The organism is Chromohalobacter canadensis (assembly GCF_034479555.1).
Classification (GTDB): Bacteria; Pseudomonadota; Gammaproteobacteria; order Pseudomonadales; family Halomonadaceae; genus Chromohalobacter; species Chromohalobacter canadensis.
Genome location: NZ_CP140151.1, coordinates 95,528 through 114,769, shown reverse-complemented (window position 1 = coordinate 114,769; position 19,242 = coordinate 95,528). Strand labels below are relative to the sequence as shown.

Annotated in this window: 22 protein-coding genes, 2 tRNA genes and 1 riboswitch; of the genes, 11 read left to right on the top strand and 13 right to left on the bottom strand. The window is 61.0% G+C overall.

The annotated features are described in order from the left end of the window. Positions 1 to 17: 17 nt before the first annotated feature. Complete coding sequence (locus SR908_RS00560) at positions 18 to 785, top strand: alpha/beta fold hydrolase (protein WP_246922008.1); 768 nt, start codon at positions 18 to 20, stop codon at positions 783 to 785. A gap of 52 nt (positions 786 to 837) precedes the next feature. Here the strand turns inward: SR908_RS00560 and SR908_RS00555 are convergent, their stop codons facing one another. From SR908_RS00555 to SR908_RS00545, 3 genes are all read right to left on the bottom strand, one after another. After that, a complete protein-coding gene (locus tag SR908_RS00555; RefSeq protein ID WP_246922006.1) occupies positions 838 to 1,824 on the bottom strand; it encodes an ABC transporter substrate-binding protein in 987 nt (328 codons plus the stop codon). A gap of 118 nt (positions 1,825 to 1,942) precedes the next feature. Continuing rightward, complete coding sequence (locus SR908_RS00550; protein ID WP_246922005.1) at positions 1,943 to 2,710, bottom strand: ABC transporter permease; 768 nt, start codon at positions 2,708 to 2,710, stop codon at positions 1,943 to 1,945. Then, a complete protein-coding gene (locus tag SR908_RS00545) occupies positions 2,707 to 3,468 on the bottom strand; it encodes an ABC transporter ATP-binding protein (protein ID WP_246922003.1) in 762 nt (253 codons plus the stop codon). The genes SR908_RS00550 and SR908_RS00545 overlap by 4 nt, the downstream gene beginning before the upstream one ends. Before the next feature lie 33 nt (positions 3,469 to 3,501). Further along, positions 3,502 to 3,606: riboswitch (TPP riboswitch) on the bottom strand. A gap of 85 nt (positions 3,607 to 3,691) precedes the next feature. Between SR908_RS00545 and SR908_RS00540 the strand changes: the two genes are divergently transcribed. The 4 genes from SR908_RS00540 to SR908_RS00525 all read left to right on the top strand — a co-directional run bounded on the left by SR908_RS00540 (position 3,692) and on the right by SR908_RS00525 (position 7,350). Beyond that, complete coding sequence (locus SR908_RS00540) at positions 3,692 to 4,534, top strand: hypothetical protein (protein ID WP_246922002.1); 843 nt, start codon at positions 3,692 to 3,694, stop codon at positions 4,532 to 4,534. A gap of 66 nt (positions 4,535 to 4,600) precedes the next feature. After that, positions 4,601 to 6,310 carry a potassium/proton antiporter gene (locus tag SR908_RS00535; RefSeq protein WP_097023644.1) on the top strand — a complete coding sequence of 570 codons (1,710 nt, stop codon included), beginning with the start codon at positions 4,601 to 4,603 and terminating at the stop codon, positions 6,308 to 6,310. 81 nt (positions 6,311 to 6,391) lie between these two features. Next, positions 6,392 to 6,643: a hypothetical protein gene (locus SR908_RS00530; RefSeq protein WP_246921999.1), complete on the top strand. Its 252-nt coding sequence runs from the start codon at positions 6,392 to 6,394 to the stop codon at positions 6,641 to 6,643. Between the two features lie 44 nt (positions 6,644 to 6,687). Further along, entirely contained in the window at positions 6,688 to 7,350 is a 663-nt protein-coding gene (locus SR908_RS00525; protein ID WP_246921996.1) for a metallophosphoesterase, read from the top strand. 104 nt (positions 7,351 to 7,454) lie between these two features. On the opposite strand, the gene SR908_RS00520 is transcribed toward SR908_RS00525, so the two are convergent. After that, positions 7,455 to 7,545: transfer RNA gene (locus SR908_RS00520), tRNA-Ser, on the bottom strand. Between the two features lie 108 nt (positions 7,546 to 7,653). Continuing rightward, positions 7,654 to 7,743: transfer RNA gene (locus SR908_RS00515), tRNA-Ser, on the bottom strand. A 170-nt stretch (positions 7,744 to 7,913) separates the two neighbouring features. Between SR908_RS00515 and SR908_RS00510 the strand changes: the two genes are divergently transcribed. The 6 genes from SR908_RS00510 (at position 7,914) to SR908_RS00485 (ending at position 11,422) form a co-directional block, all read left to right on the top strand. After that, positions 7,914 to 8,585, top strand: a complete 672-nt coding sequence (locus tag SR908_RS00510) for a Bax inhibitor-1/YccA family protein (protein ID WP_246921993.1) — start codon at positions 7,914 to 7,916, stop codon at positions 8,583 to 8,585. A gap of 729 nt (positions 8,586 to 9,314) precedes the next feature. Then, on the top strand, positions 9,315 to 9,707 hold the full coding sequence (gene tusD / locus SR908_RS00505; protein ID WP_246921989.1) for a sulfurtransferase complex subunit TusD: 393 nt from the start codon (positions 9,315 to 9,317) through the stop codon (positions 9,705 to 9,707). Positions 9,708 to 9,743: 36 nt separating this feature from the next. Continuing rightward, on the top strand, positions 9,744 to 10,124 hold the full coding sequence (tusC, locus tag SR908_RS00500; RefSeq protein WP_246921986.1) for a sulfurtransferase complex subunit TusC: 381 nt from the start codon (positions 9,744 to 9,746) through the stop codon (positions 10,122 to 10,124). Between the two features lie 53 nt (positions 10,125 to 10,177). Next, entirely contained in the window at positions 10,178 to 10,468 is a 291-nt protein-coding gene (tusB, locus tag SR908_RS00495; protein ID WP_246921984.1) for a sulfurtransferase complex subunit TusB, read from the top strand. Beyond that, positions 10,468 to 10,821, top strand: coding sequence for a TusE/DsrC/DsvC family sulfur relay protein (locus SR908_RS00490; RefSeq protein ID WP_097023651.1), 354 nt, complete (start codon positions 10,468 to 10,470; stop codon positions 10,819 to 10,821). Before tusB ends, SR908_RS00490 begins: the two co-directional genes overlap by 1 nt. Before the next feature lie 46 nt (positions 10,822 to 10,867). Further along, the gene (locus SR908_RS00485; RefSeq protein ID WP_097023652.1) at positions 10,868 to 11,422 is read left to right on the top strand and encodes an acyl carrier protein phosphodiesterase; all 555 of its coding nucleotides are present in this window, start codon (positions 10,868 to 10,870) and stop codon (positions 11,420 to 11,422) included. Positions 11,423 to 11,440: 18 nt separating this feature from the next. Here the strand turns inward: SR908_RS00485 and SR908_RS00480 are convergent, their stop codons facing one another. The 8 genes from SR908_RS00480 to SR908_RS00445 form a co-directional block, all read right to left on the bottom strand. Next, on the bottom strand, positions 11,441 to 12,631 hold the full coding sequence (locus SR908_RS00480) for a molybdopterin molybdotransferase MoeA (protein WP_246921982.1): 1,191 nt from the start codon (positions 12,629 to 12,631) through the stop codon (positions 11,441 to 11,443). After that, positions 12,624 to 13,148, bottom strand: a complete 525-nt coding sequence (moaB, locus tag SR908_RS00475; protein WP_097023654.1) for a molybdenum cofactor biosynthesis protein B — start codon at positions 13,146 to 13,148, stop codon at positions 12,624 to 12,626. The genes SR908_RS00480 and moaB overlap by 8 nt, the downstream gene beginning before the upstream one ends. Next, positions 13,145 to 13,465 carry a DUF1244 domain-containing protein gene (locus SR908_RS00470; protein WP_246921980.1) on the bottom strand — a complete coding sequence of 107 codons (321 nt, stop codon included), beginning with the start codon at positions 13,463 to 13,465 and terminating at the stop codon, positions 13,145 to 13,147. The genes moaB and SR908_RS00470 overlap by 4 nt, the downstream gene beginning before the upstream one ends. A gap of 115 nt (positions 13,466 to 13,580) precedes the next feature. Beyond that, entirely contained in the window at positions 13,581 to 14,624 is a 1,044-nt protein-coding gene (locus SR908_RS00465) for a formate dehydrogenase subunit gamma (RefSeq protein WP_246921978.1), read from the bottom strand. An 11-nt stretch (positions 14,625 to 14,635) separates the two neighbouring features. Continuing rightward, a complete protein-coding gene (gene fdh3B / locus SR908_RS00460; protein WP_097023657.1) occupies positions 14,636 to 15,286 on the bottom strand; it encodes a formate dehydrogenase FDH3 subunit beta in 651 nt (216 codons plus the stop codon). A 58-nt stretch (positions 15,287 to 15,344) separates the two neighbouring features. Then, positions 15,345 to 18,206 (bottom strand): formate dehydrogenase subunit alpha, encoded by a 2,862-nt coding sequence (locus SR908_RS00455; RefSeq protein WP_246921976.1) that lies wholly within the window; start codon positions 18,204 to 18,206, stop codon positions 15,345 to 15,347. Positions 18,207 to 18,239: 33 nt separating this feature from the next. After that, positions 18,240 to 18,461 carry a twin-arginine translocation pathway signal gene (locus SR908_RS00450; RefSeq protein WP_246921974.1) on the bottom strand — a complete coding sequence of 74 codons (222 nt, stop codon included), beginning with the start codon at positions 18,459 to 18,461 and terminating at the stop codon, positions 18,240 to 18,242. 71 nt (positions 18,462 to 18,532) lie between these two features. Beyond that, positions 18,533 to 19,240: a TorD/DmsD family molecular chaperone gene (locus tag SR908_RS00445; RefSeq protein WP_246921972.1), complete on the bottom strand. Its 708-nt coding sequence runs from the start codon at positions 19,238 to 19,240 to the stop codon at positions 18,533 to 18,535. Positions 19,241 to 19,242: the final 2 nt, after the last annotated feature.

The following is a 19,242-nucleotide window of genomic DNA, read 5'->3' as shown; positions in this document are numbered from 1 at the left end:
GGCTGACGAGGCGCATTGTGGAATTACATCATGTCGATACCGGTGGCGCCGGGCGCCCACTGGTGGTGTTGCACGGTTTGTTTGGAAGTGCGGACAACTGGCGTTCGCATATCAAGCGCTGGCAGGAAAGCCGTCGCGTGATCGCTGTCGATCTGCGCAACCACGGCAAATCTCCGCATGAGCCAGGCATGGACTATGCTACCCAGGCAGCGGATGTCGACGCCTTGCTGGATCGTCTAGCGGTCGACAGTTGCGATTTGCTGGGCCACTCGATGGGAGGCAAGGTTGCTATCACGTTGGCGCGTCAAGCCCCTGAGCGTGTCGCACGCTTGATCGTGGCCGACATCGCGCCGGTTGCTTATGAGCACGAACATGAAGCGATCTTCAAGGCGATGCGGGCCGTCGAACGGCAGCCACCTTCGAGCCGCAAGGAAGCCGACCGGATCATGGCGGAATTCGTCGAGACCCCGGCGACGCGGCAGTTCCTGGCGACCAATCTGATTCGTGGTGAGAATGCCACGCTGGTATGGCGCGTGGGACTCGACGAGATTGAGGAAGATTACGCGCATATCGTCGCGGAGCCGGACGGGCAAGGTGCCTATACGGGGTCGACGCTCGTGCTGCGTGGCGAACGTTCCGACTACGTTGGCGACGACGTCTTGCCGGCGGTCGAGTCGGTGTTGCCGGCGGCGCGTATCGAGACCATCCCCGATGCTGGGCATTGGCTGCATGCCGAGCAGCCCGAGGCGTTTCAGGAAGCCTTGGCACGCTTTCTAACGGTATGAGAGGGCGCACCGCCCCTGCGAGAAACGTTTCTCGCAGGGGCGGTGCTTGGGGTCAAGGCTGGCTGAGGTCGACGGCGAGGCGTGATAGCGGGCTCTTGGCCTTGATCTGGCCACGTTCGAGCAGGAACGATTCGAAGGTCTCGTAGCGACGCCCATCGAGAGTCGCAGGCCGCAAGGCGAAGCGTGGAATGGTGTTATACCAGGCTTTCTTGTTGACGGGTGTGTCCAGTGCCGGGTCAGAGGCCTTGAAGGCTTCCCAGCCCTCGTCGGGGTGGTTGATGATCCATGCCGTGGCTTCCTCGACGGCGGCCATGAATCGGGTATAAGCATCGCGATTCGCATCCAGGGTGTCGCGATTGGCGATGAAGATCAGTTCATCGTAGGTGGGGACGCCTTCTTCCTCGATATAGAAAGCTCGGCCCTTGACGCCTTCCTGCGCCATCTGTGCCAGTTCGAAATTGCGAAATGCACCGGTGACGGCATCGACCTTTTCGCCGATCAGTGCCGGTGTCAGCGCGAAATTGACGTTGACCATCTCGACGTCTTCCGGCGAAACGCCATTATGCTCGAGCATGGTGTCGATCAGCACTTTCTCGACGCCGCCCACCGAGTAGCCGATGCTTTTCCCGGCCAGGTCTTCCATGCTCTCGATATCGCTGTCGGCGCGCACCAGCGTGATGTTGAGCGGCGTTGCGATCAGGGTCCCCACGCGCACCAGCGGCAGGCCTTGGTCGACTTGTAGGTGCAGCTGAGGCTGATAGCTGATGGCCATATCGATCTTGCCAGCAGCGACCAGCTTGGGAGGGACGCTGGGATCGGCGGGCGACACCAGCTCCACGTCGAGCCCATGTTGCTCGAAGAAGCCGCGTTGCTGGGCGATGACCAGGGGAGCATGCGACGGGTTGGTGTACCAGTCGAGCATGACCTTCAGGGATGTCATCTTTGAGGTGTCGTCGTCATTCGCGGCCCATGCTGGGCCGGAAGCGATCACTACCAACGCAAGGCAAGCTCCCATGAGGCGTCGAGTCAAACGTAGCATGTGTTGTTCTCCTGCGGATCCCCCGCCCGTTGCAGTGTGGCGGGCATTATCGTTATCGCCGTGAAAGGCGGCGTATGGGGCATTGCCACGTGGTGGCGGACGCTGCCCCGGGCGGTTGTCAGCTAGTCGCGCCGGTGCGGTCTTCGTGCCATGGCATGAGGCGCCGCATCAAGGCGTCGGTGGTGAAGTAGAGCGCGACCCCGAAGGTGACGAGAATCAGTAGGGCGGCAAACATCAGGTCGACCTGCATGCGCGCGTTAGCATTGAGCATCAAATAACCCAAGCCCTGGCTGGAGCCGACCCATTCGCCTATCACTGCGCCGATGGGGGCGGCGCTGGCGGCCATGCGCATGCCGGATGCCAGCGCCGGTAAGGCGGCGGGCAGTTGGATGCGCAACAGCCGGCGACGACGGTCGGCTCCCAGTGTCTGGGCTAGATCCAGCCACCCTTGTGGCGTCTGACGCAGGCCGTCGTAGCATGTCGACGCGACCGGAAAATAAATGATCAACGTGGCCATGACGATTTTTGCGGTCATCCCATAACCCAGCCATAGCATGAGAATAGGTGCGAGGGCGAACAAGGGTACGGCTTGGCTGATCAGCAATATCGGCAGCAGGGTGCGCCGCAAGCCGTGAAAGCGCGCCAGGGCCAGCGCGGTGCCTAGCCCGCCGATGCACCCGATAAACAGCCCCGCGACAATCTCGATTACCGTGATACCGGCATGATGCCACAACAGTTGCTGGTGCGCCGCGAACGCTTGCATGACGGCCAGCGGTGAGGGCAAAACATAGCCGGGAACGCCGGTGATGACGACGAGCGCCTGCCACAGCCCGAGTATGCAGACAATCCCGAAAAGGGCGGGCCAGAAACGCTTGAGCACGCTCATGAGACGCTCCCATCGTCGGCATGAGGGGTGGCGTGAAGGCGCGCCACCAGCTGCGATTGCATGCGTTGTACATCGGGTGCGTCGAGCGCGCGGGGACGTTGCCCACCGGGAACCTCGAAGTCGCTCAACGCCGCTGGCTGACCGCCGAGTATCAGGATGCGATCGCTCAGGCGCAGGGCTTCGAGGGGATCGTGCGTCACCAGCAGCACAGTACGCCCGGCCAGCAGGCGTGCGGCGAGTTCATGCAATTCCAGGCGAGTGATGGCGTCGACGGCGGAAAAGGGCTCGTCCATCAAGACCACTGGGGCATCCTCGAAGAGTGTGCGTGCCAGCGCCACTCGCTGGCGCTCCCCGCCGGATAGCGTCTTGGGCCATTGTTCGGCCTTGTCGCTCAGGCCGACGTCGTCGAGCAGGGTCATCGCGTGCTGACGTTGCGCCGCCGTGGGACGCCCACGCAGCGCGGGACCAAGCAGGACGTTGTCGATGACCTTGCGCCAGGGAAGCAACTGATCTTGCTGGGCCATCCACGCCAGGCGGCCGGCCAACGGGCGCTGATCGTCGGTAGTGATGGTTACGGTGTGGGTATCGGGAATGGGTAGGTCGGCGATCATGCGCAGCAAGGAGCTTTTGCCGCTGCCGCTGCGGCCGAGCAGTCCCGTCCAGCTGCCTGCGGCGAAGGTGGCCGAAAGGCCATCGAACAGCCATTGTCCCGAAAAGGCGAGTCGCGCCTGGGACAGGGAAAAACCGAGGGACGTCATCAAGGCTCCATGAGTGGGGCGAAGGACGTGCCGACGGCACGCTCTGGTATTTCCTCCGCCGGTGCTAGCCGGATCAGGTTCCAGGGTTGCGCGTGGCGCTCTCAGCCCATTGCGTGATGGGCACCCCTATCCAGAGATGATTATTGTATCCTGATACGGTGGCGACTGCCCAGGCGTGGCGGGGGCCGCCGTCTCGCTATCGCTTGGGCTATCAGGAGTGTGCATGTATCCCGATCCCGCATTGACGCACCGCGTCGAAGTCTTCACCGGTCATGCGCTTGCCCCACTGCCATTGGCGTGGGATGACAGTGCCAATTGGTTGTGGCGAACGCGCGATGAGGCACCACAGTTGCTCAAGCTGGCACGAACGCACCCGGCCCAGGATCCATTCTGGCAGGGGTTGGAGCGTCTCTTCGGCTTTGACCGCTGGCGCTGTCCCGAGGCGCTGACGCGTTTGGTCGGTGCCTTGCCGACACAGTTGCCGCTCCCGCCATTACCGTTGACGTATCTGGGAGCACTGCACCAGACGCCGCTCTGGAGCCTGCCCTGGAGCGATGGTGCGTCGGCACGCATGGGAGAGGTGTTCGCTGAACTCTTGGGGAGTCAGTTGGGTCATCTGCACCGTGAAGCAGTATCGGGCTGGGGGCATCCTCTGGAGACGGTCTGGCCGCTATCGCAGTGGCCGCGACGGGCGCACGATTTTTTGAGGCGCCATCCACGTTGCGCCGATTGGGAAACGCTTCCCGATTTTCCTATACCGTCACGCGCGGTGTGGTGCCTGCCCGATTTGCGTGCCGATCAGTTCCTGTGCGGCGCCACCGGTTGGCTATGGAGTGATTGGGAGGCGCTGGTATGGGCGCCGCTCGAGTTCGATCTATGCGTGGCTGAACTGCTCATCACGGAGGGCGCCGAGCGGGACGCCTTTGTCACCGCCTACCGGCGGCAGTCGCCGGACGTTACGCTTGGCGAATATCGGCAGGGTATGCGCGCTCTTATCTGGGCCATGCGATTACAGGGCGATATCGACTGGCCTATCTTGCAATCGCATCCCGCCTGGTTGATGTAGATAACAGCATGGCGTGTCGGGACATGGCATACTAGGCCCTTGAATTTAGGGAGATAGTCGTTAGTCGTGGATACCATCAACAGCCTTTTTCTGTTTTCGGGGTTTCTAATCGCGCTCAGCATCGTCGCGAGCCGTGTCTCGTCGCGCATCGGCGTGCCACTGTTGGTGCTGTTCCTGGGGTTGGGCATGATGGCCGGCGAGGAAGGTGTACTAGGCATCGAATTCGATGACTATTCACTGGCCTACCTGATTGGGCACCTGGCGCTGGCAATGATCCTCCTCGATGGCGGGTTGCGCACGCGGCTCAAGACGTTCCGTGTGGGTCTCAAACCGGCGCTGTGCCTGGCGACACTGGGGGTCTTCGTGACCAGTGGCCTCGTTGGCCTGATGGCGACCTGGATCTTCGATCTGTCCTGGGTGGAAGGCTTGCTGGTGGGGGCGATCGTTGGTTCCACGGACGCTGCCGCGGTCTTTTCGATGCTCAGCGGTCAGGGTGTGACGCTCAACGAGCGGGTGGGGGCGACGCTGGAGATCGAGTCGGGCACCAACGACCCGATGGCGATCTTTTTGACTATCACCCTGGCCGAAGTGCTGGTGAGCGGTGCCAGCGGTGTTGGGCATACACTGATGACATTCGCCTCGCAGTTCGGGTTGGGCTTGTTGGTCGGGGTTGGGGGCGGCTGGCTAGCTGCCAAGTTGCTGCGCTGGCTCGACCTGGCATCGGGACTCTATTCGCTACTGGCGCTGGCGTCGGGCTTTTTCATCTTTGGCTTGACCAGTGCGGCTGGCGGTAGCGGTTTCCTGGCGATTTATCTGGCGGGCTTGATGATCGGGAACCAGCCCGGGCGGCATCTTACGCATATTCTTCCGGTCCACGATGGCTTGGCTTGGCTGAGTCAGATCGGGCTTTTCCTGGTGCTGGGATTGTTGGTGACACCCAGTGAAATGATCGATTACGCCATACCGGGCGCTGTCTTGGCGTTGGGCCTGATTTTCGTGGCGCGTCCGTTGGCCGTACTGGTTTCGCTCAAGCCGTTCTTCAATTTCCGCTGGCGGGAGCTCGGCTTCATTTCCTGGGTCGGCTTGCGTGGGGCGGTGCCCATCGTGCTTGCCATCTTTCCGGTGATCGCCGGGGTCGAGAATGCAACGTTGTATTTCAACGTCGCATTCTTCGTGGTGCTGATGTCGTTGTTGATGCAGGGGGCCTCCCTGGCACGAGTGGCGCGTTGGATGCGCGTCGAAGTGCCGGCCGGGACAACGCCCAATCGCCGCGGGGCGCTTGGGGTGTTGCCGGAAAACGATTATGAGATGTTCGTCTACAAGGTCGAGAACGAAGCGCTTGAGGACGTGCCCATTCGCTTGCTGCGCTTCCCGTCAGGGGCCTTGATTTCCGGCCTGTTTCGCAAGCACACCATGCTGCATGCCAAAGGCAGTACGCGGTTGAAACTTGGTGATGTCATTTGCGTCATCGGACGCAGCGAAGATCTACCGGCGCTCAATCGATTGTTCAACGGAGATGCCACACTCAAGCGTGAGCGCGCCTTCTTCGGCACCTTTACATTGGATGGAGAAGCCGTCATGAGCGATGTGGCAGATGCTTATGGACTGACCTTGAGCGCCGGGGAGCAGAACATGACCCTGGGCGAATTCGTGTCGCTGCGTGTCGGCGGCCACCCCGTGGTAGGGGACGATGTCGATTGGCATGGCTTTCACTGGGTCGTCAATGCGGTGGAAGGTAATCGAGTGACTCGGGTTGGGTTGAGGCTTTATCACTGAGCCAGGAACTTGAAGGCAATAGCGCACAGCACGTTATCTTGTTCTATGCTGAGTAGATTGTTTTGTCCTGCGGAGTTTGTCATGTCCATGCCCCATCGGCGCCTCTATCGTTGTCGCGCTTGTCAGGTTGAAGTATTCATCCAGGCAACCCGACGGCCGCTGGAAGCCAGGTGCCCGGAATGCGCGGCGAGCGATTTCGAGAGCGTCGAGATGGCCGGGGCGCATCCGCGTGCCACCGTCGATGAACTGCTGGCGAAGGCGTTGGAGCGCGAGGGCAAGGACTCTCGTGATGTTTTGCGGCAGGTTGAAGAATCGGTGTGTCGTGATATTTAATCGCTCCGTGCGGTGTTTTGGTTAGTTGATAAGGAGCCGTTTGCGTGATTCAACGGCACGGTCCCAATGAGCACGGCCGCGACTTCATCGTCGGCGATATACATGGCCAGTTGGCGTTGCTTAATGACAGGTTGAGCGCAGTCGATTTCGATCGACAACGCGATAGACTGTTCAGCGTCGGGGATCTGATCGATCGTGGTGCCGATAGCCTGCAGTGCTTGTCTCTAGCCCTCGAACCCTGGTTCTACGCCGTGCGTGGCAATCACGAAATGCTGGCGCATGACGCGTTGCTGGGCGAAGAAAGAGGCAGTCTAAAAACCCGCGATGCCTGGATGATCAACGGAGGCACATGGGCCCTGGAGGCGGGGTTGGCCGAGGCACAGATGATGCTTCAGCAGGCTTTGCCATGCATGCCTTATGCGCGCGAAATAGCCGTCGCCGGCAAGCGTCTCGGCATTGTTCACGCCGAACCTCCCGCCGACTGGCGGGATGTCGTAACGCCTTCTCAGGACCTGCTTTGGGGAAGAACACGCATCCGGCGTGGTAACGAGACCCCGGTCAGCGGCATCGATGCCGTGGTGGTAGGACACACCATCGTGGAGCGCCCCTTGTGGCTGGGGAACGTCCACTACATCGACACCGGCGCCTTCACGACGGGGAGATTAACGCTCATCGAAGCGCGCTCGTTGATGAGTAGTGTCGAATAGTAGTCACTGTAATGGTGCGATGTAACGACGGTGGGATGTAACACCCGAAACGAAAACGCCCCGAGACCAGCAAGTTACTGAAATCTCAGGGCGCTTGGATGTAGTGGCGGAGGGACAGGGATTCGAACCCTGGGTAGGCTATTAACCTACGCCGGTTTTCGAGACCGGTACATTCAACCACTCTGCCATCCCTCCAGTTTAAGCCGCATACATTACCAGTGTGTGCTGAAGCGTCAATAGCTTTTATACGAAAAACGCCCTGAGACCAGTAAGTTACTGAAACCTCAGGGCGCTTGGATGTGGTGGCGGAGGGACAGGGATTCGAACCCTGGGAAGGCGCAAACCTTCGCCGGTTTTCAAGACCGGTGCATTCAACCGCTCTGCCATCCCTCCGGCTTACGGCGGTGTATACTACCAGTATTCATTGAGTCGTCAAGACTTTTTGTGCTTTCAATGAGTTAAAACAACGGTAGGGCGTTGAATATCCATCTTGCAGTGGGAACTCAAGCGGGGCATCCTAGGTCTTACCTTATGTTTTCAGCGCCACCGAGGAGAGAAATCCCATGGCACACCGTACTTCTCAGATTGCCGGTCAGCAGACGCGATCGGAAATCAGTACTAACAAGGTGTTGCGTAACACCTATATGCTCCTGGCCATGACGCTGTTGTTCTCCGCTGTGACGGCGGGAACCGCGATGGCCATGGGCATCGGGCAGATGAATATCTTCATCTTCCTGATTGGCGCCTACGGCTTGATGTTCCTGGTTCACAAGACCGCGAATTCGGCGGCGGGCATCTTGTCGATCTTTGCGTTCACAGGCTTCATGGGGTTCACGTTGGGGCCGATGTTGAGCCTCTACCTGTCATTGCCCAATGGGCCGCAATTGGTGATGACTGCGCTGGGGATGACAGGGGCGACTTTCATCGGGCTGTCGGCCGTGGCCTTGATTACCCGCAAGGATTTCAGCTTCCTGGGTAACTTCATGATCGCCGGGGCGATCGTGTTGGTACTGGCGATGGTCGCGGCGATGATCTTTAACATCACCGCGCTGGCGCTGGCCGTATCCGCTGGCTTCGTGCTGTTTTCATCGGCTGCGATCCTGTACCAGACCAGCGAGATCATCCATCGCGCAGGGGAAACCAACTACATCTTGGCGACTATCACCCTGTTCGTATCGATCTACAACCTGTTCGTTAGCCTGTTGTCTCTTCTGGGCTTCATGTCCAACGATTGATCAGGCTAGTGGCGCTGCGGCGCCTGTTTGTCGAAGGCCCGCGCCCCGAGAGGTGCGGGCCTTTTGTGTAGGGAGGGTTTATCCTCTCCAAAATTGCAGCAGGGGTTCGGCCAGTCCGTGCCAGCGGGTATAGAAGATCGCGCGTCGGCGAGCATTGGCGAGATCCTCGGTGTCATATATGTCATGACGAAGGTGCAGGTCATGACGAAGGAGTGCCAGACAGCCTATCTCGCAATGAGGCCTTGGACCTGAGGTAGTCGCTCGGTCGCAGTGGGTGCTCGACAGCGTGGCTGAAACGTCCTTGTCGGCCGTCTTCAGCGTCGCTGGCGAGCGCTTGGTCGGGGAAAGCAGGGCAACGGTCATGATCGTAACCTCCACGAATCAGTGGGTGTGCCGGTACATTACGACACATACACTTTCAATTTAGCCGGATTTCGTAACGGCTAAAGAAGATTCGAACAAACCGTGACGGCGCTCATATTAGCCGCTTCCCGTTGCGGTACGGCATAAAAAAAGCCGCCTGAGAAGGCGGCCAAGGTTGGGGATATCAACAGATCGTATCGCTAGCTAAGGACGTGCTATACGTTAGCTTGTTAAAAATATACTCGCTAACATGATTGGCGTCAATGATCGTTTGATGCCATGCCGCGTACCTATCCATTATTTGCCTGATCTCGCTACGTCGAGGACAATCGCGTCATTCAACACGTCCGTGATGGGAGACTCTCGATGCGTTACGCGTTACTCGTGCTGGGAGGGCCGTACAGCGATCAGGCAGCGCACTCTGCCTTGCGTTTCGCGCATGCCGCCATTGCGCGGGGGCATCGTGTCGACACGGTGTTCTTCTATCACGACGGGGTTCACAACGCCGCACACCTTGCGGCGCCGCCGCAGGATGAACCGCACCTTGTCGATGCCTGGCGCGACTTGCAGCGCATGCATGGAACCGCCTTGCAGGTCTGTGTGGCGGCGGCGCTGCGTCGTGGCTTGCTCGATGCCCGTGAGGCCGAGCGTCATGGCAAGAGCGGGGCGAGTCTCGAGCCTCCCTTCGAGTTGACGGGGCTGGGACAGTTGCTCGACATCGGCCAGACGCACGAGCGGCTGATTACCTTCGCGCCCTGAATTTGGCGTTTCTCATTTATGTCACGGGGAGCTGTCATGTCCGAGATAACCGAGGTACCGCACGGCGATCTTCTGGTGATGTTGCGCCATGCGCCGCACGGCGGTTTATGGCTACGCGAGGCTCTCGATCTAGCATTGGTGGGTGCGGCTTTCGGCCAGTCCGTCTCGTTGTTGCTGATGGGGGACGGCGTCTGGGCATTGCTCCAGGGACAAGGCCCGGGCCCGCTGGGACAGAAGGGCTCCCAAAGCACCTTCGAGATGCTGGAGATGTATGATATAGAGCATTTGTATATCGATTCCGAGTCGCTCGAGGAGCGTGGTTTAACCCGCGACGATCTGCTCTTGCCGGTGATTGAAGTTCCGACGTCGGAACTCTCGACGGTGCTTGCCGGCCACCGCCAAATCTTCAATTTCTGAACGCTGCCTGTACTGAACGCCAGTTGGATAGCGCTGTTAGGAGACACCTGCGAATGTTGTTGCACTTGCTCAATCGTGCCCCAAGTTCGAGTTCCGTTCATCAGGACGTATTGCGCGCGATGGGGGAGGAAGATGCGTTGATGCTGATCGAAGATGGCGTGTTTGGCGCGGTAAGTGCACAGGTACAACATTTTCCCGGACTGGAAGGGCGCTTGTTCGCCCTGCGCGAGGATCTGGAGTCGCGCGGTCTGGCGGGGCGCTGCGATGCGCGCGTGATCATCGTCGACATGGATGGTTTCGTCGCCTTGACTGAGGACGCACAACGCACGGTGAGCTGGTTCTGATGGCGACCACACAAGCGACACGTTATATCACGGTGGAAGATCGAGAAATCGGGCTCGACCCCGAGGGGTTCGTGGTCGATCTGACGGCCTGGACGCCGGCTGTGGCCGAGGCGCTGGCCGCCGAGGAAGGCCGAGAACTGACGTCTGAACATTGGGAAGTTCTCGAGGTGTTGCGGGCTTTCTATGCGCGTTACGAAAACGCCCCGGCGATGCGGCCCTTGGTCAAGGCCGTCAGCCAGGCGCTGGGGCCCGATAAAGGGCGCTCCCTGCACTTGATGCGGTTGTTCCCCGATAGCCCGGCCAAGGTGGGCGCGCGCCTGGCGGGATTGCCCAAACCAACCAACTGTCTTTAAGAACTGTCTTTAAAGACTGTCTTGAAGCATTACCTCTAGGCCTTCGATGAACTTTCTTGCACATGCCTGGCTGGCACGTGGCGGCAACGACGCCTTCCTGTACGGTAACTTGATCGCCGATGGTGTCAAAGGCGATCCTGACGGCGATTGGGCGGCGGATATCGCGCGCGGTATTCGCCATCATCGCCGCGTGGATGCCTGGGTTGACGACCATGCCGTGATCCGTGGCGTGCGAGAGCGCGCGCCACGCCCTCAGCGGCGTGTGGTGGGTATCGCGCTGGACCTGGTGTGGGATCACTTCGTGGCGCGCGATCACGCCGATGCCGCCTTGATCGCGCGTTGCTACCGAGTTCTGGGGAAACAAGGTTCGGCCCCGAATCGCCTGGCGCCGATGATTCCCGCCCTGATCGAAGACGACTGGCTGAGTCGTTACGCCGACTTCGACTTTACCTGCCACGCGATCGCGGGCCTCGGGCGTCGTTTGAGTGGTCCCAATCGCCTGGCCGAATTGGTTCCCTGGTTGCGCACCGACTACCCCACACTAGAGCACGATTTCCATGTCCTCTGGCCGGCGCTCAATAAAGCGTTGAGCGCTGACTAGGCCTCGTTTTCAGTGGTATTAATCCGTTAGCCATAGGCATTCCACACGCCCGCCCTCGTTGAGGGTGGTGTGTTCGGGTACGACCGCCAGGGCGTCGGCCTCCAGGCAGGAGGACAACACAGCCGAGTTCTGATCGGCGAAGGCATGCGCGACGACACCCTCGGGCGTGAATTCGAGTCTCACGCGCATGTAGTGGCGACGTGCCTGGGTGCGCGTCTCGAAGTCGGCACGCGCCCACAAGCGAGGTAGCGTGGCCATGCGTGGGCAACCCAGCAGGGCTCCCATGAGGGGGCGGAGGTATACCCAGGCGCCGACAAAGCAGGACACGGGGTTTCCGGGTAGGCCTACTAACCGCGCCTGACCGATGCGTCCCAGCGCCAGGGGCTTGCCGGGGCGCATGGCCAACTGCCAGAGATCTAGCTGACCCAGTGATTCCAGCGCGTGCTTGACGTGGTCTTCTTCGCCGACGCTTACGCCACCGGTGGTGACGATGACATCGGCGCGTTCGGAGGCCTCGCGCAGGAGACGTTGGGTTGTCGCGAAATCGTCGGCGACGTGCTTACGCATGACCAGCTCGGCGCCGAAACGTTCGAGCAGGCGTGACAGCATGGGGCGGTTGGAGTTGTGGATCTGTCCCGGCGCGAGCGATTGACCGGGCTCGATGATCTCGTCCCCGGTGGAGAGTAGCGCCACGCGTGGGCGACGATACACCCCGACCTGAGTGATGCCCTGGCCGGCCAGATGCCCCAAAGCGGCCGCCTCGAGCCGGGTACCTGCTTCCAGGAGTGGGGTGTCGGCTCGTACGTCGCGCCCACGGCGACGCACGTTATCGCCCAACGTGATGTCGCCGGGAATATAGGCCTGGGCGTCTTGCGCTTCCACGCGCTCTTGCATGATCACTGTGTCGGCGCCCGGCGGAATTTCACTGCCGGTGAAGATACGTGCGCAGGTGCCCGGTGCGAGCGAATCGGGCGCGTGGCCGGCGGCGATGCGCTGGCTGATGGGCAACCACTGGCCGGCATCGGCCTGGCGCAGTGCATAGCCATCCATGGCGCTGTTGTCGGCGGGCGGTACGTCAAGGCGGGCGGTGACCGATTCGGCCAGCACGCGGCTCGCCGCTGCCTCGCAATCGATTCGTTCGACCTCTCCCGCCTTCACGTCCTTCAGCAGTGCCTCCAGCGCGCTTTCGACGCTTTGTAACTCAGCCATGCTGACCTCTCCCGGGGATCACGAGATTGGCAAAGTTGCAGGGTTTGTGACGGCTATCGAGCTGTTCGTGAAGGATGCCGTCCCAGGCGGTACGACATGCCCCGGTGGAGCCGGGGAGGCAGAACACCACGGTGGCGTTGGCCAGGCCGCCGAGGCAGCGGCTCTGCACGGTGGAACTGCCGATTTCCTGCCACGAGAGATGGCGAAACAGTTCACCGAAACCTTCTATGTGCTTGTCGAGCAACACCTCGACCGCCTCGGGGGTGGAGTCACGTCCGGTGAAGCCCGTTCCGCCGGTGGTGACGATGACCTGCACCGCCTCATCGGCAATCCATTGGGCGACGACCGCTCGAATACGATAGACGTCATCCGCGACGATACGCTTTTCGACCAGCTCGTGGCCGTCGCTCTTGAGGCGTTCGACCAGGGCATCGCCGGACCGGTCGGTCGCTTCGGTGCGTGTGTCAGAGACGGTCAGCACTGCGATCTTGAGAGGAATGAAGGCGGCCTCGCTCATGCCTGGGTGTCCTTCTTGCGCTGCTGGCGGGCATCCAGCGCCTCGAGTTGTTCGGGCGTGGCAGGGGCCTGATAGAGTTCCTTCCATTCGCTATAGGGCATGCCGTAGACGTATTCGCGGGCCGTGTCGTAGTCGAGCTCGACTCCCCGCTGCTCGGCGGCGGCCACCAGCCATTTGGACAGGCAGTTGCGGCAGAAGTCGGCCAGGATCATCAGGTCGATATTCTGCACGTCCTTGTTGGCGTCGAGGTGATCGAGTAGTTGGCGAAAGGCGGCCGCCTCGAGTTCGGTGCGCGTGGCAGTGTCGATGTTGTGCATGGGAAAGCCTCCTCGCTGGGTATGTCATCATGAGATGGCATTAGCATAACAAAGAGCGACACCGCCCGGGGGCGGTGTCGTCTCGCTTGCGGTGTTTCAGCGCTCGTGATGGCGTTCAATTGGGTCGGTGTGCCGTTGCCGTGTCGTCGCCGACGGGCGGGTCGCTTTGCTGAGGCTGGCCGGCGTTGTCCTTGACCTCCTCGTACCACAGGTTGTGGTGCTGCTTGGCCCAGGTTTCGTCGACATAGCCGGTGGCCATGCCTTCCAACGCGCCCTCGGTGCCCAAGGTGCCGATATAGATATGCCCGAGCGCCACGGTCATCAGGATCAACGACGTCACGCCGTGGAACATGTTGGCCCACTGCATGTTGTCGCGGGTCTGGCCGAAGATGGGGAAGTCGAGCACGAAGCCACTGACGACGACCAGCATGCCGACGCTGGCGAGCAGCCAGAACCAGACCTTTTCGCCAGCATTGGCGAAACCGGCATCGGGGTGCTTGTCGCCAACCATGCCGCCGCCTTGCTTGAACCACTCCCAGTCATGCTTCTTGGGCAGGTTGACCTTGAGCCACTTGGCAAGAATGACGATGAGCAGGATACCGAAGACGGGCCCCGCGTAGTTGTGGATTAGCTTGGAGCCCATGATCATGTTGGCCCAGAAGACATCGCCGAAGACATGCCTGAATACGAACTTGCCATACAGCAGGTTCAAGCCGGTCAGCGATAGGGCAATGAATAGCGTCGCCACGGTCCAGTGCAACGAGCGCTCGAAGGCGGTCCAGCGCAGGATCTTGCGTCCCGTACGCTCGTGATTGAGGTCGTTGCGCCCGACAACCAGGTAGAAAATCACGAGAACCGTCAGCATGCCGCCGATGGCGATAAGGCCGGCGGGCGAAACCCACTCGTTGCGGATTTGACGCCAGGTCTCACCGCTGGGGTTGATCAGGTTATACGTCGAGTCATAGCGGGAATCGATGAAGTTCTCGCCACTCTTGACCTGCCGCCAGGTGTCGGCGTCCACCGTGCCGACCGCTTGACCTATTTCCTCGTCGGGCTCAGCCGCCGATGTGGGTGGGGCCAGGCTGGCGGCCAACACCGCCAGCAATAGCACCGCACCGATCATACGCAGCCGCCACAGGCATTGCATGAGTGTGTGCATTAGCTTTCTCCTCACCCTTCACGTGTGGCGCGGGTGGCGTCGTAGGCCATCTCGTCGAGATTGGCCGAGACGTCCGGGCCCGACATTTGCGCCTTCTCGACGGACGACCAGCCACCGTCTTCATGGCCGCGATAAACCACACGCTCACGGAAGATGTCGGAAATGGTCTGGGCGTCACCGGCCAACAGCGCCTTGGTGGAGCACATCTCGGCGCACAGTGGCAGCTTGCCTTCGGCGATGCGGTTGGCGCCGTACTTCTCGTATTCCTCTTCCTTGGTCTCGGCGGGGCCGCCGGCGCAGAAGGTGCACTTGTCCATCTTGCCGCGCTCGCCGAAGGCTTCTTCCTTGGGAAACTGCGGTGCGCCGAAGGGGCAGGCGTAGAGGCAGTAGCCGCAGCCGATGCAGATGTCCTTGTCGTGCAGGACGATGCCGTCATCGGTCTTGTAGAAACAGTCGGTCGGACAAACCGCCATGCACGGCGCGTCGTCGCAGTGCATACAGGCCACCGAGATCGAGACCTCGGAGGGCTTGCCGTCGTCCAGGGTGACCACGCGACGACGCTGGATGCCCCAGTCGGTCTCGTTGGCGTTCTTGCAGGCCGTGACGCAGCCGTTGCATTCGATGCAGCGTTCGGCGTCGCACAGGAATTTCATTTGAGCCATGGTGTTCTCCTCTTGCCGATGAGGCACGTGGCCTCATCGGTGTTTCAAGCATCGTCGGTCAGGCGGAGGCTTTCTCGATCCGGCACAGGGTGCACTTGGTTTCCTGCATCAGGGTCACCGGATCGTAGCCGTAGGTCGTGGCGGTGTTGGCCGCTTCGCCGAGCACGTAGGGCTTCGCCCCTTCGGGGTATTTGTCGGCCAGGCTTTCGCCTTGGTAGACACCGCCGAAGTGGAAGGGCATGAACGCCACGTCACGTGCGACGCGTGGCGTCACCATGGCCTTGACCTTGACCTTTCCACCCTCGGGGCCGTGAACCCAGACCATGTCGTCGTTCTTGATGCCCAGGTCGTTGGCCTGCGCTGGGTTCACCTCGACGAACATTTCCTGCTGAAGCTCGGCGAGCCATGACATGGAGCGGGTTTCTTCGCCGCCGCCCTCGTACTCGACCAGGCGTCCTGAGGTCAGAATGATCGGGAAGTCCTTGCTGAAATCCTTCTCCTGAATCGAACGGTAGAGGGTTGGCAAGCGGAACAATGAGGCCTTGTCGTCCCAGGTCGGGTACTCGTCGGCGAGATCGCGACGGTTGGTATAAAGCGGTTCGCGGTGCTTGGGCACCTCGTCGGGGAAGGTCCAGACACGGCAGCGAGCCTTGGCGTTGCCATAGGGTGCACAACCGTGTGCGATGGCTACGCGCTGAATCCCACCGGACAGATCGGTCTTCCAGTTCTTGCCTTCTGCGGCGGTTTTTTCGTCCGCAGTGAGGTCGTCCCACCAGCCCAGATCCTTGAGCATGTCGGCGGTGAACTCGGGATAGCCATCGTTGAGTTCGGAATCCTTGGAGAAGGAGCCGTCGGCGAGTAGCGGTTGGCTGTCATACTCGATCCCGAAACGGGCGCGGAAGGGCATCCCGCCCTCGGCGACACTCTTGCTGATGTCATAGAGGTTGGGCGAGCCAGGGTGCTTCATGCCCGGTTTGCCCCAGCACGGCCATGGCAGACCGTAGAAATCGCCATCCGAGGGGCCACCTTCCGCCTTCAGGGTGTCGAAGTTGAAGGTATGCCAATTCTTCTGGTGTTCCTTGAGGCGTTCGGGGCTTTGCCCGGTATAGCCCACGGTCCACATGCCGGCATTGATCTCGCGCAGCACGTCCTCGATCACTGGACGACCGTCCTCGATGGCGTAGTTGCGTGTGAATTCGTCACCGATACCCAGTTTCTGGGCGATGAGATACATGATCTCGTGATCGGGCTTGGAATCGAACATGGGTTCGATGACCTGATCGCGCCATTGCAGGGAGCGATTGGTGGCGGTCACGCTGCCGGTGGTTTCGAACTGGGTCGCGGCGGGCAGGAGATAGACCCCGTCCGTGCGGTCGTGCATCACGGCGGCAACGGTGGGATAGGGATCGACCACGACCATCAATTCGAGCTGACTCATGGCCTTTTTCATTTCCGGGCCGCGGGTCTGAGAGTTGACCGCGTGCCCCCAGTAGAACATCGCCTTGAGACTGGAGCGCTGGGCGATGTGCTCGTCTTCCTCGAGCACCCCGTCGACCCACCGCGAGACGGTGATGCCGTTGGAGTTCATCGGCAGGGCGCCGTTGTACTCGGTCTGGTCGTAGCGGTTCTTGATCCACTCGTAGTCGACGTCCCAGACCTTGGCCCAATGCTGCCAGGCGCCCTCGCTGAGGCCGTAGTAGCCGGGCAACGAGTCGGAGCCCAGCCCCAGGTCGGTGGCGCCCTGCACGTTGTCGTGACCGCGGAAGATGTTGGCCCCACCGCCGGAAACGCCGATATTGCCCAGCGCCAGCTCGAGAATGCAGTACGCGCGGGTGTTATTGTTGCCGGTGGTGTGCTGGGTCCCGCCCATGCACCACACCACACAGCCGGGACGATTGTCGCTGATGCGCTTGGCGACATCGTACATGTCGGCTTCGCTGACGCCGGTGATACGTTCGACCACGTCCGGGGTGAATTCGGCGACTTCGCGGCGGACTTCTTCCATGCCGAACACGCGCTGATCGATGAACTGCTGGTCCTCCCAGCCATTCTCGAAAATATGCCAGAGCAGGCCCCAGATATAGGCTACGTCGGACCCCGGGCGCAGACGCACGTACTTGTTGGCCTTGGCCGCCGTGCGCGTGAAGCGGGGATCGACGACGATGATCTGCGCCTGGTTGCGCTCCTTGGCATGCAGAATGTGCTGCATGGCCACCGGGTGCGCTTCGCTGGGATTGGACCCGATGAACAGGATCGACTTGCTGAAGTGCATGTCGTTCAGCGAGTTGGTCATCGCCCCGTATCCCCAGGTGTTGGCCACGCCCGCCACAGTGGTGGAGTGGCAGATGCGTGCCTGGTGATCGGTATTGTTGGTGCCCCACAGCGAGGCGAGCTTGCGCATCAAGTAAGCTTGTTCATTGCTGAACTTGGCCGAGCCCAGCCAGTAGACGCTGTCTGGACCGTGCTGCTCGCGCAGTTCCAGTACCTTGTCGCCGATCTCCTCGATGGCCTGATCCCATTCGAGACGCTGCCACTTGCCGTCGACCAGCTTCATGGGGTACTTCAGGCGCTGGGTGGAGTGTCCATGCTCGCGCAGCGAGGCACCCTTGGCGCAGTGCGCGCCACGGTTGATGGGATGGTCGAATGCCGGCTCCTGCTTGGTCCAGACACCTTCCTGCACCTCGGCGTAGACGCCGCAGCCGACCGAGCAGTGCGAGCAGATGGTGCGTTTGGTTTCGACGGGAGCGTCGGAGTAGGCCGTTTTTTCCTTGGCGTTGGCGGCCTGCATCATGCCATGGCCCATGAAGCCAGCCGCAGCGAGGCCGCCCGTGGCCACGCCGCTGCGCTGAAGGAATTGTCGGCGGCTGATGCCGAGGCCGCCCTGGCCGGCGGGTTGGGAGGATTTTCGAGTCAATCGCATGGTTATGTCCTCAGTTCCGGTTCTCTCGACCGTTTAGTCGCGCAAGGTGGCGTAAAATGCTTTGACGTGATCGGTCTCGCGATACGTTGTTTCGTTATTGTCGGGTGTTTCCTGCTTTTCGTCCGACTGTGCCTGCGCCAGCGTGACGTGACCGACGGTCACGGCAGCGCCAGCGGCCACCGTGCCCAGCCCGATGTGGCGCAAGAAACGCCGCCGGGCAGGATTGTTCGACGCGTTGTTGTTCGACTCTTTCATGGGACGACTCCTGTGGTCACTGCGCACCGTGTCAGCGCCGTCAGGCGGGCGGTGTGCGTCATTGGTGCAGGTCATGAGTGGGTATCCCCTTCACTGAACTTGGCCCCTTCACCAAGCGTAGAGGGGGTTGGCGAAAACGTGACGACTTGCGCGTCGGGCTCGCTTTGCAGCTGATTGTCCTCGCGAGAGAGAAAGGCATCCCCCAGGGCGCCGACGCTGGCATAGAACGGGTCCTCGACCTGGGCGAGATCGCGCATGAAGCGCAGCACCCAAGGGCTCAGATGGCGTTTGAAGAACACCGCCTGGGCCTCGGCCTGAGATTCGATGAGCATGGCCATGACTTCGCACATCGCGGAGAAGTGGTCCTCGGGCTCCTTGACGTGCGCGGCGCGCTCGAAACCCAGATGCTTGAGGTCGTGGCGCAGTGCCACTAGCGGCATTTCCATCAGTGAGCCGGTGAGATACCAGGAGGCATACGGCACGAGTTGGCCCTGGATCACGCCGATCAGCAGTCCAAAATGCACATCGTGCAGCGTACCGGGATGCGCATGCTGAGCCGCCAGCGATAAGGACGCCCAGTGCCGCTTGAGTGCCGAGTTCTCGTCATCGGGTTCGAGCGCGGAGAGAAACTCGAGCAGCTCGGCATTGGGGGGTTCACGTACAAGACGCGCCAGCAATAGATAGACATCGGCGCGCAGGGCGTTGCGCTCCTCGAGTGCCGCGGAAAGCGACGCGGGCGTATCGGTCGAGTGCGTGTCGGTATGCTCGGATGTCGTCATGG

Excerpts from the sequence above, each read along its gene's own strand:
- SR908_RS00555 (WP_246922006.1), bottom strand. The coding sequence starts at position 1,824 with ATGCTACGTTTGACTCGACGCCTCATGGGAGCTTGCCTTGCGTTGGTA.
- SR908_RS00550 (WP_246922005.1), bottom strand. The coding sequence starts at position 2,710 with ATGAGCGTGCTCAAGCGTTTCTGGCCCGCCCTTTTCGGGATTGTCTGC.
- SR908_RS00545 (WP_246922003.1), bottom strand. The coding sequence starts at position 3,468 with ATGACGTCCCTCGGTTTTTCCCTGTCCCAGGCGCGACTCGCCTTTTCG.
- SR908_RS00540 (WP_246922002.1), top strand. The coding sequence starts at position 3,692 with ATGTATCCCGATCCCGCATTGACGCACCGCGTCGAAGTCTTCACCGGT.
- SR908_RS00530 (WP_246921999.1), top strand. The coding sequence starts at position 6,392 with ATGTCCATGCCCCATCGGCGCCTCTATCGTTGTCGCGCTTGTCAGGTT.
- SR908_RS00510 (WP_246921993.1), top strand. The coding sequence starts at position 7,914 with ATGGCACACCGTACTTCTCAGATTGCCGGTCAGCAGACGCGATCGGAA.
- tusD (WP_246921989.1), top strand. The coding sequence starts at position 9,315 with ATGCGTTACGCGTTACTCGTGCTGGGAGGGCCGTACAGCGATCAGGCA.
- tusC (WP_246921986.1), top strand. The coding sequence starts at position 9,744 with ATGTCCGAGATAACCGAGGTACCGCACGGCGATCTTCTGGTGATGTTG.
- tusB (WP_246921984.1), top strand. The coding sequence starts at position 10,178 with ATGTTGTTGCACTTGCTCAATCGTGCCCCAAGTTCGAGTTCCGTTCAT.
- SR908_RS00490 (WP_097023651.1), top strand. The coding sequence starts at position 10,468 with ATGGCGACCACACAAGCGACACGTTATATCACGGTGGAAGATCGAGAA.
- SR908_RS00485 (WP_097023652.1), top strand. The coding sequence starts at position 10,868 with ATGAACTTTCTTGCACATGCCTGGCTGGCACGTGGCGGCAACGACGCC.
- SR908_RS00480 (WP_246921982.1), bottom strand. The coding sequence starts at position 12,631 with ATGGCTGAGTTACAAAGCGTCGAAAGCGCGCTGGAGGCACTGCTGAAG.
- moaB (WP_097023654.1), bottom strand. The coding sequence starts at position 13,148 with ATGAGCGAGGCCGCCTTCATTCCTCTCAAGATCGCAGTGCTGACCGTC.
- SR908_RS00470 (WP_246921980.1), bottom strand. The coding sequence starts at position 13,465 with ATGCACAACATCGACACTGCCACGCGCACCGAACTCGAGGCGGCCGCC.
- SR908_RS00465 (WP_246921978.1), bottom strand. The coding sequence starts at position 14,624 with ATGCACACACTCATGCAATGCCTGTGGCGGCTGCGTATGATCGGTGCG.
- fdh3B (WP_097023657.1), bottom strand. The coding sequence starts at position 15,286 with ATGGCTCAAATGAAATTCCTGTGCGACGCCGAACGCTGCATCGAATGC.
- SR908_RS00455 (WP_246921976.1), bottom strand. The coding sequence starts at position 18,206 with ATGCGATTGACTCGAAAATCCTCCCAACCCGCCGGCCAGGGCGGCCTC.
- SR908_RS00450 (WP_246921974.1), bottom strand. The coding sequence starts at position 18,461 with ATGAAAGAGTCGAACAACAACGCGTCGAACAATCCTGCCCGGCGGCGT.
- SR908_RS00445 (WP_246921972.1), bottom strand. The coding sequence starts at position 19,240 with ATGACGACATCCGAGCATACCGACACGCACTCGACCGATACGCCCGCG.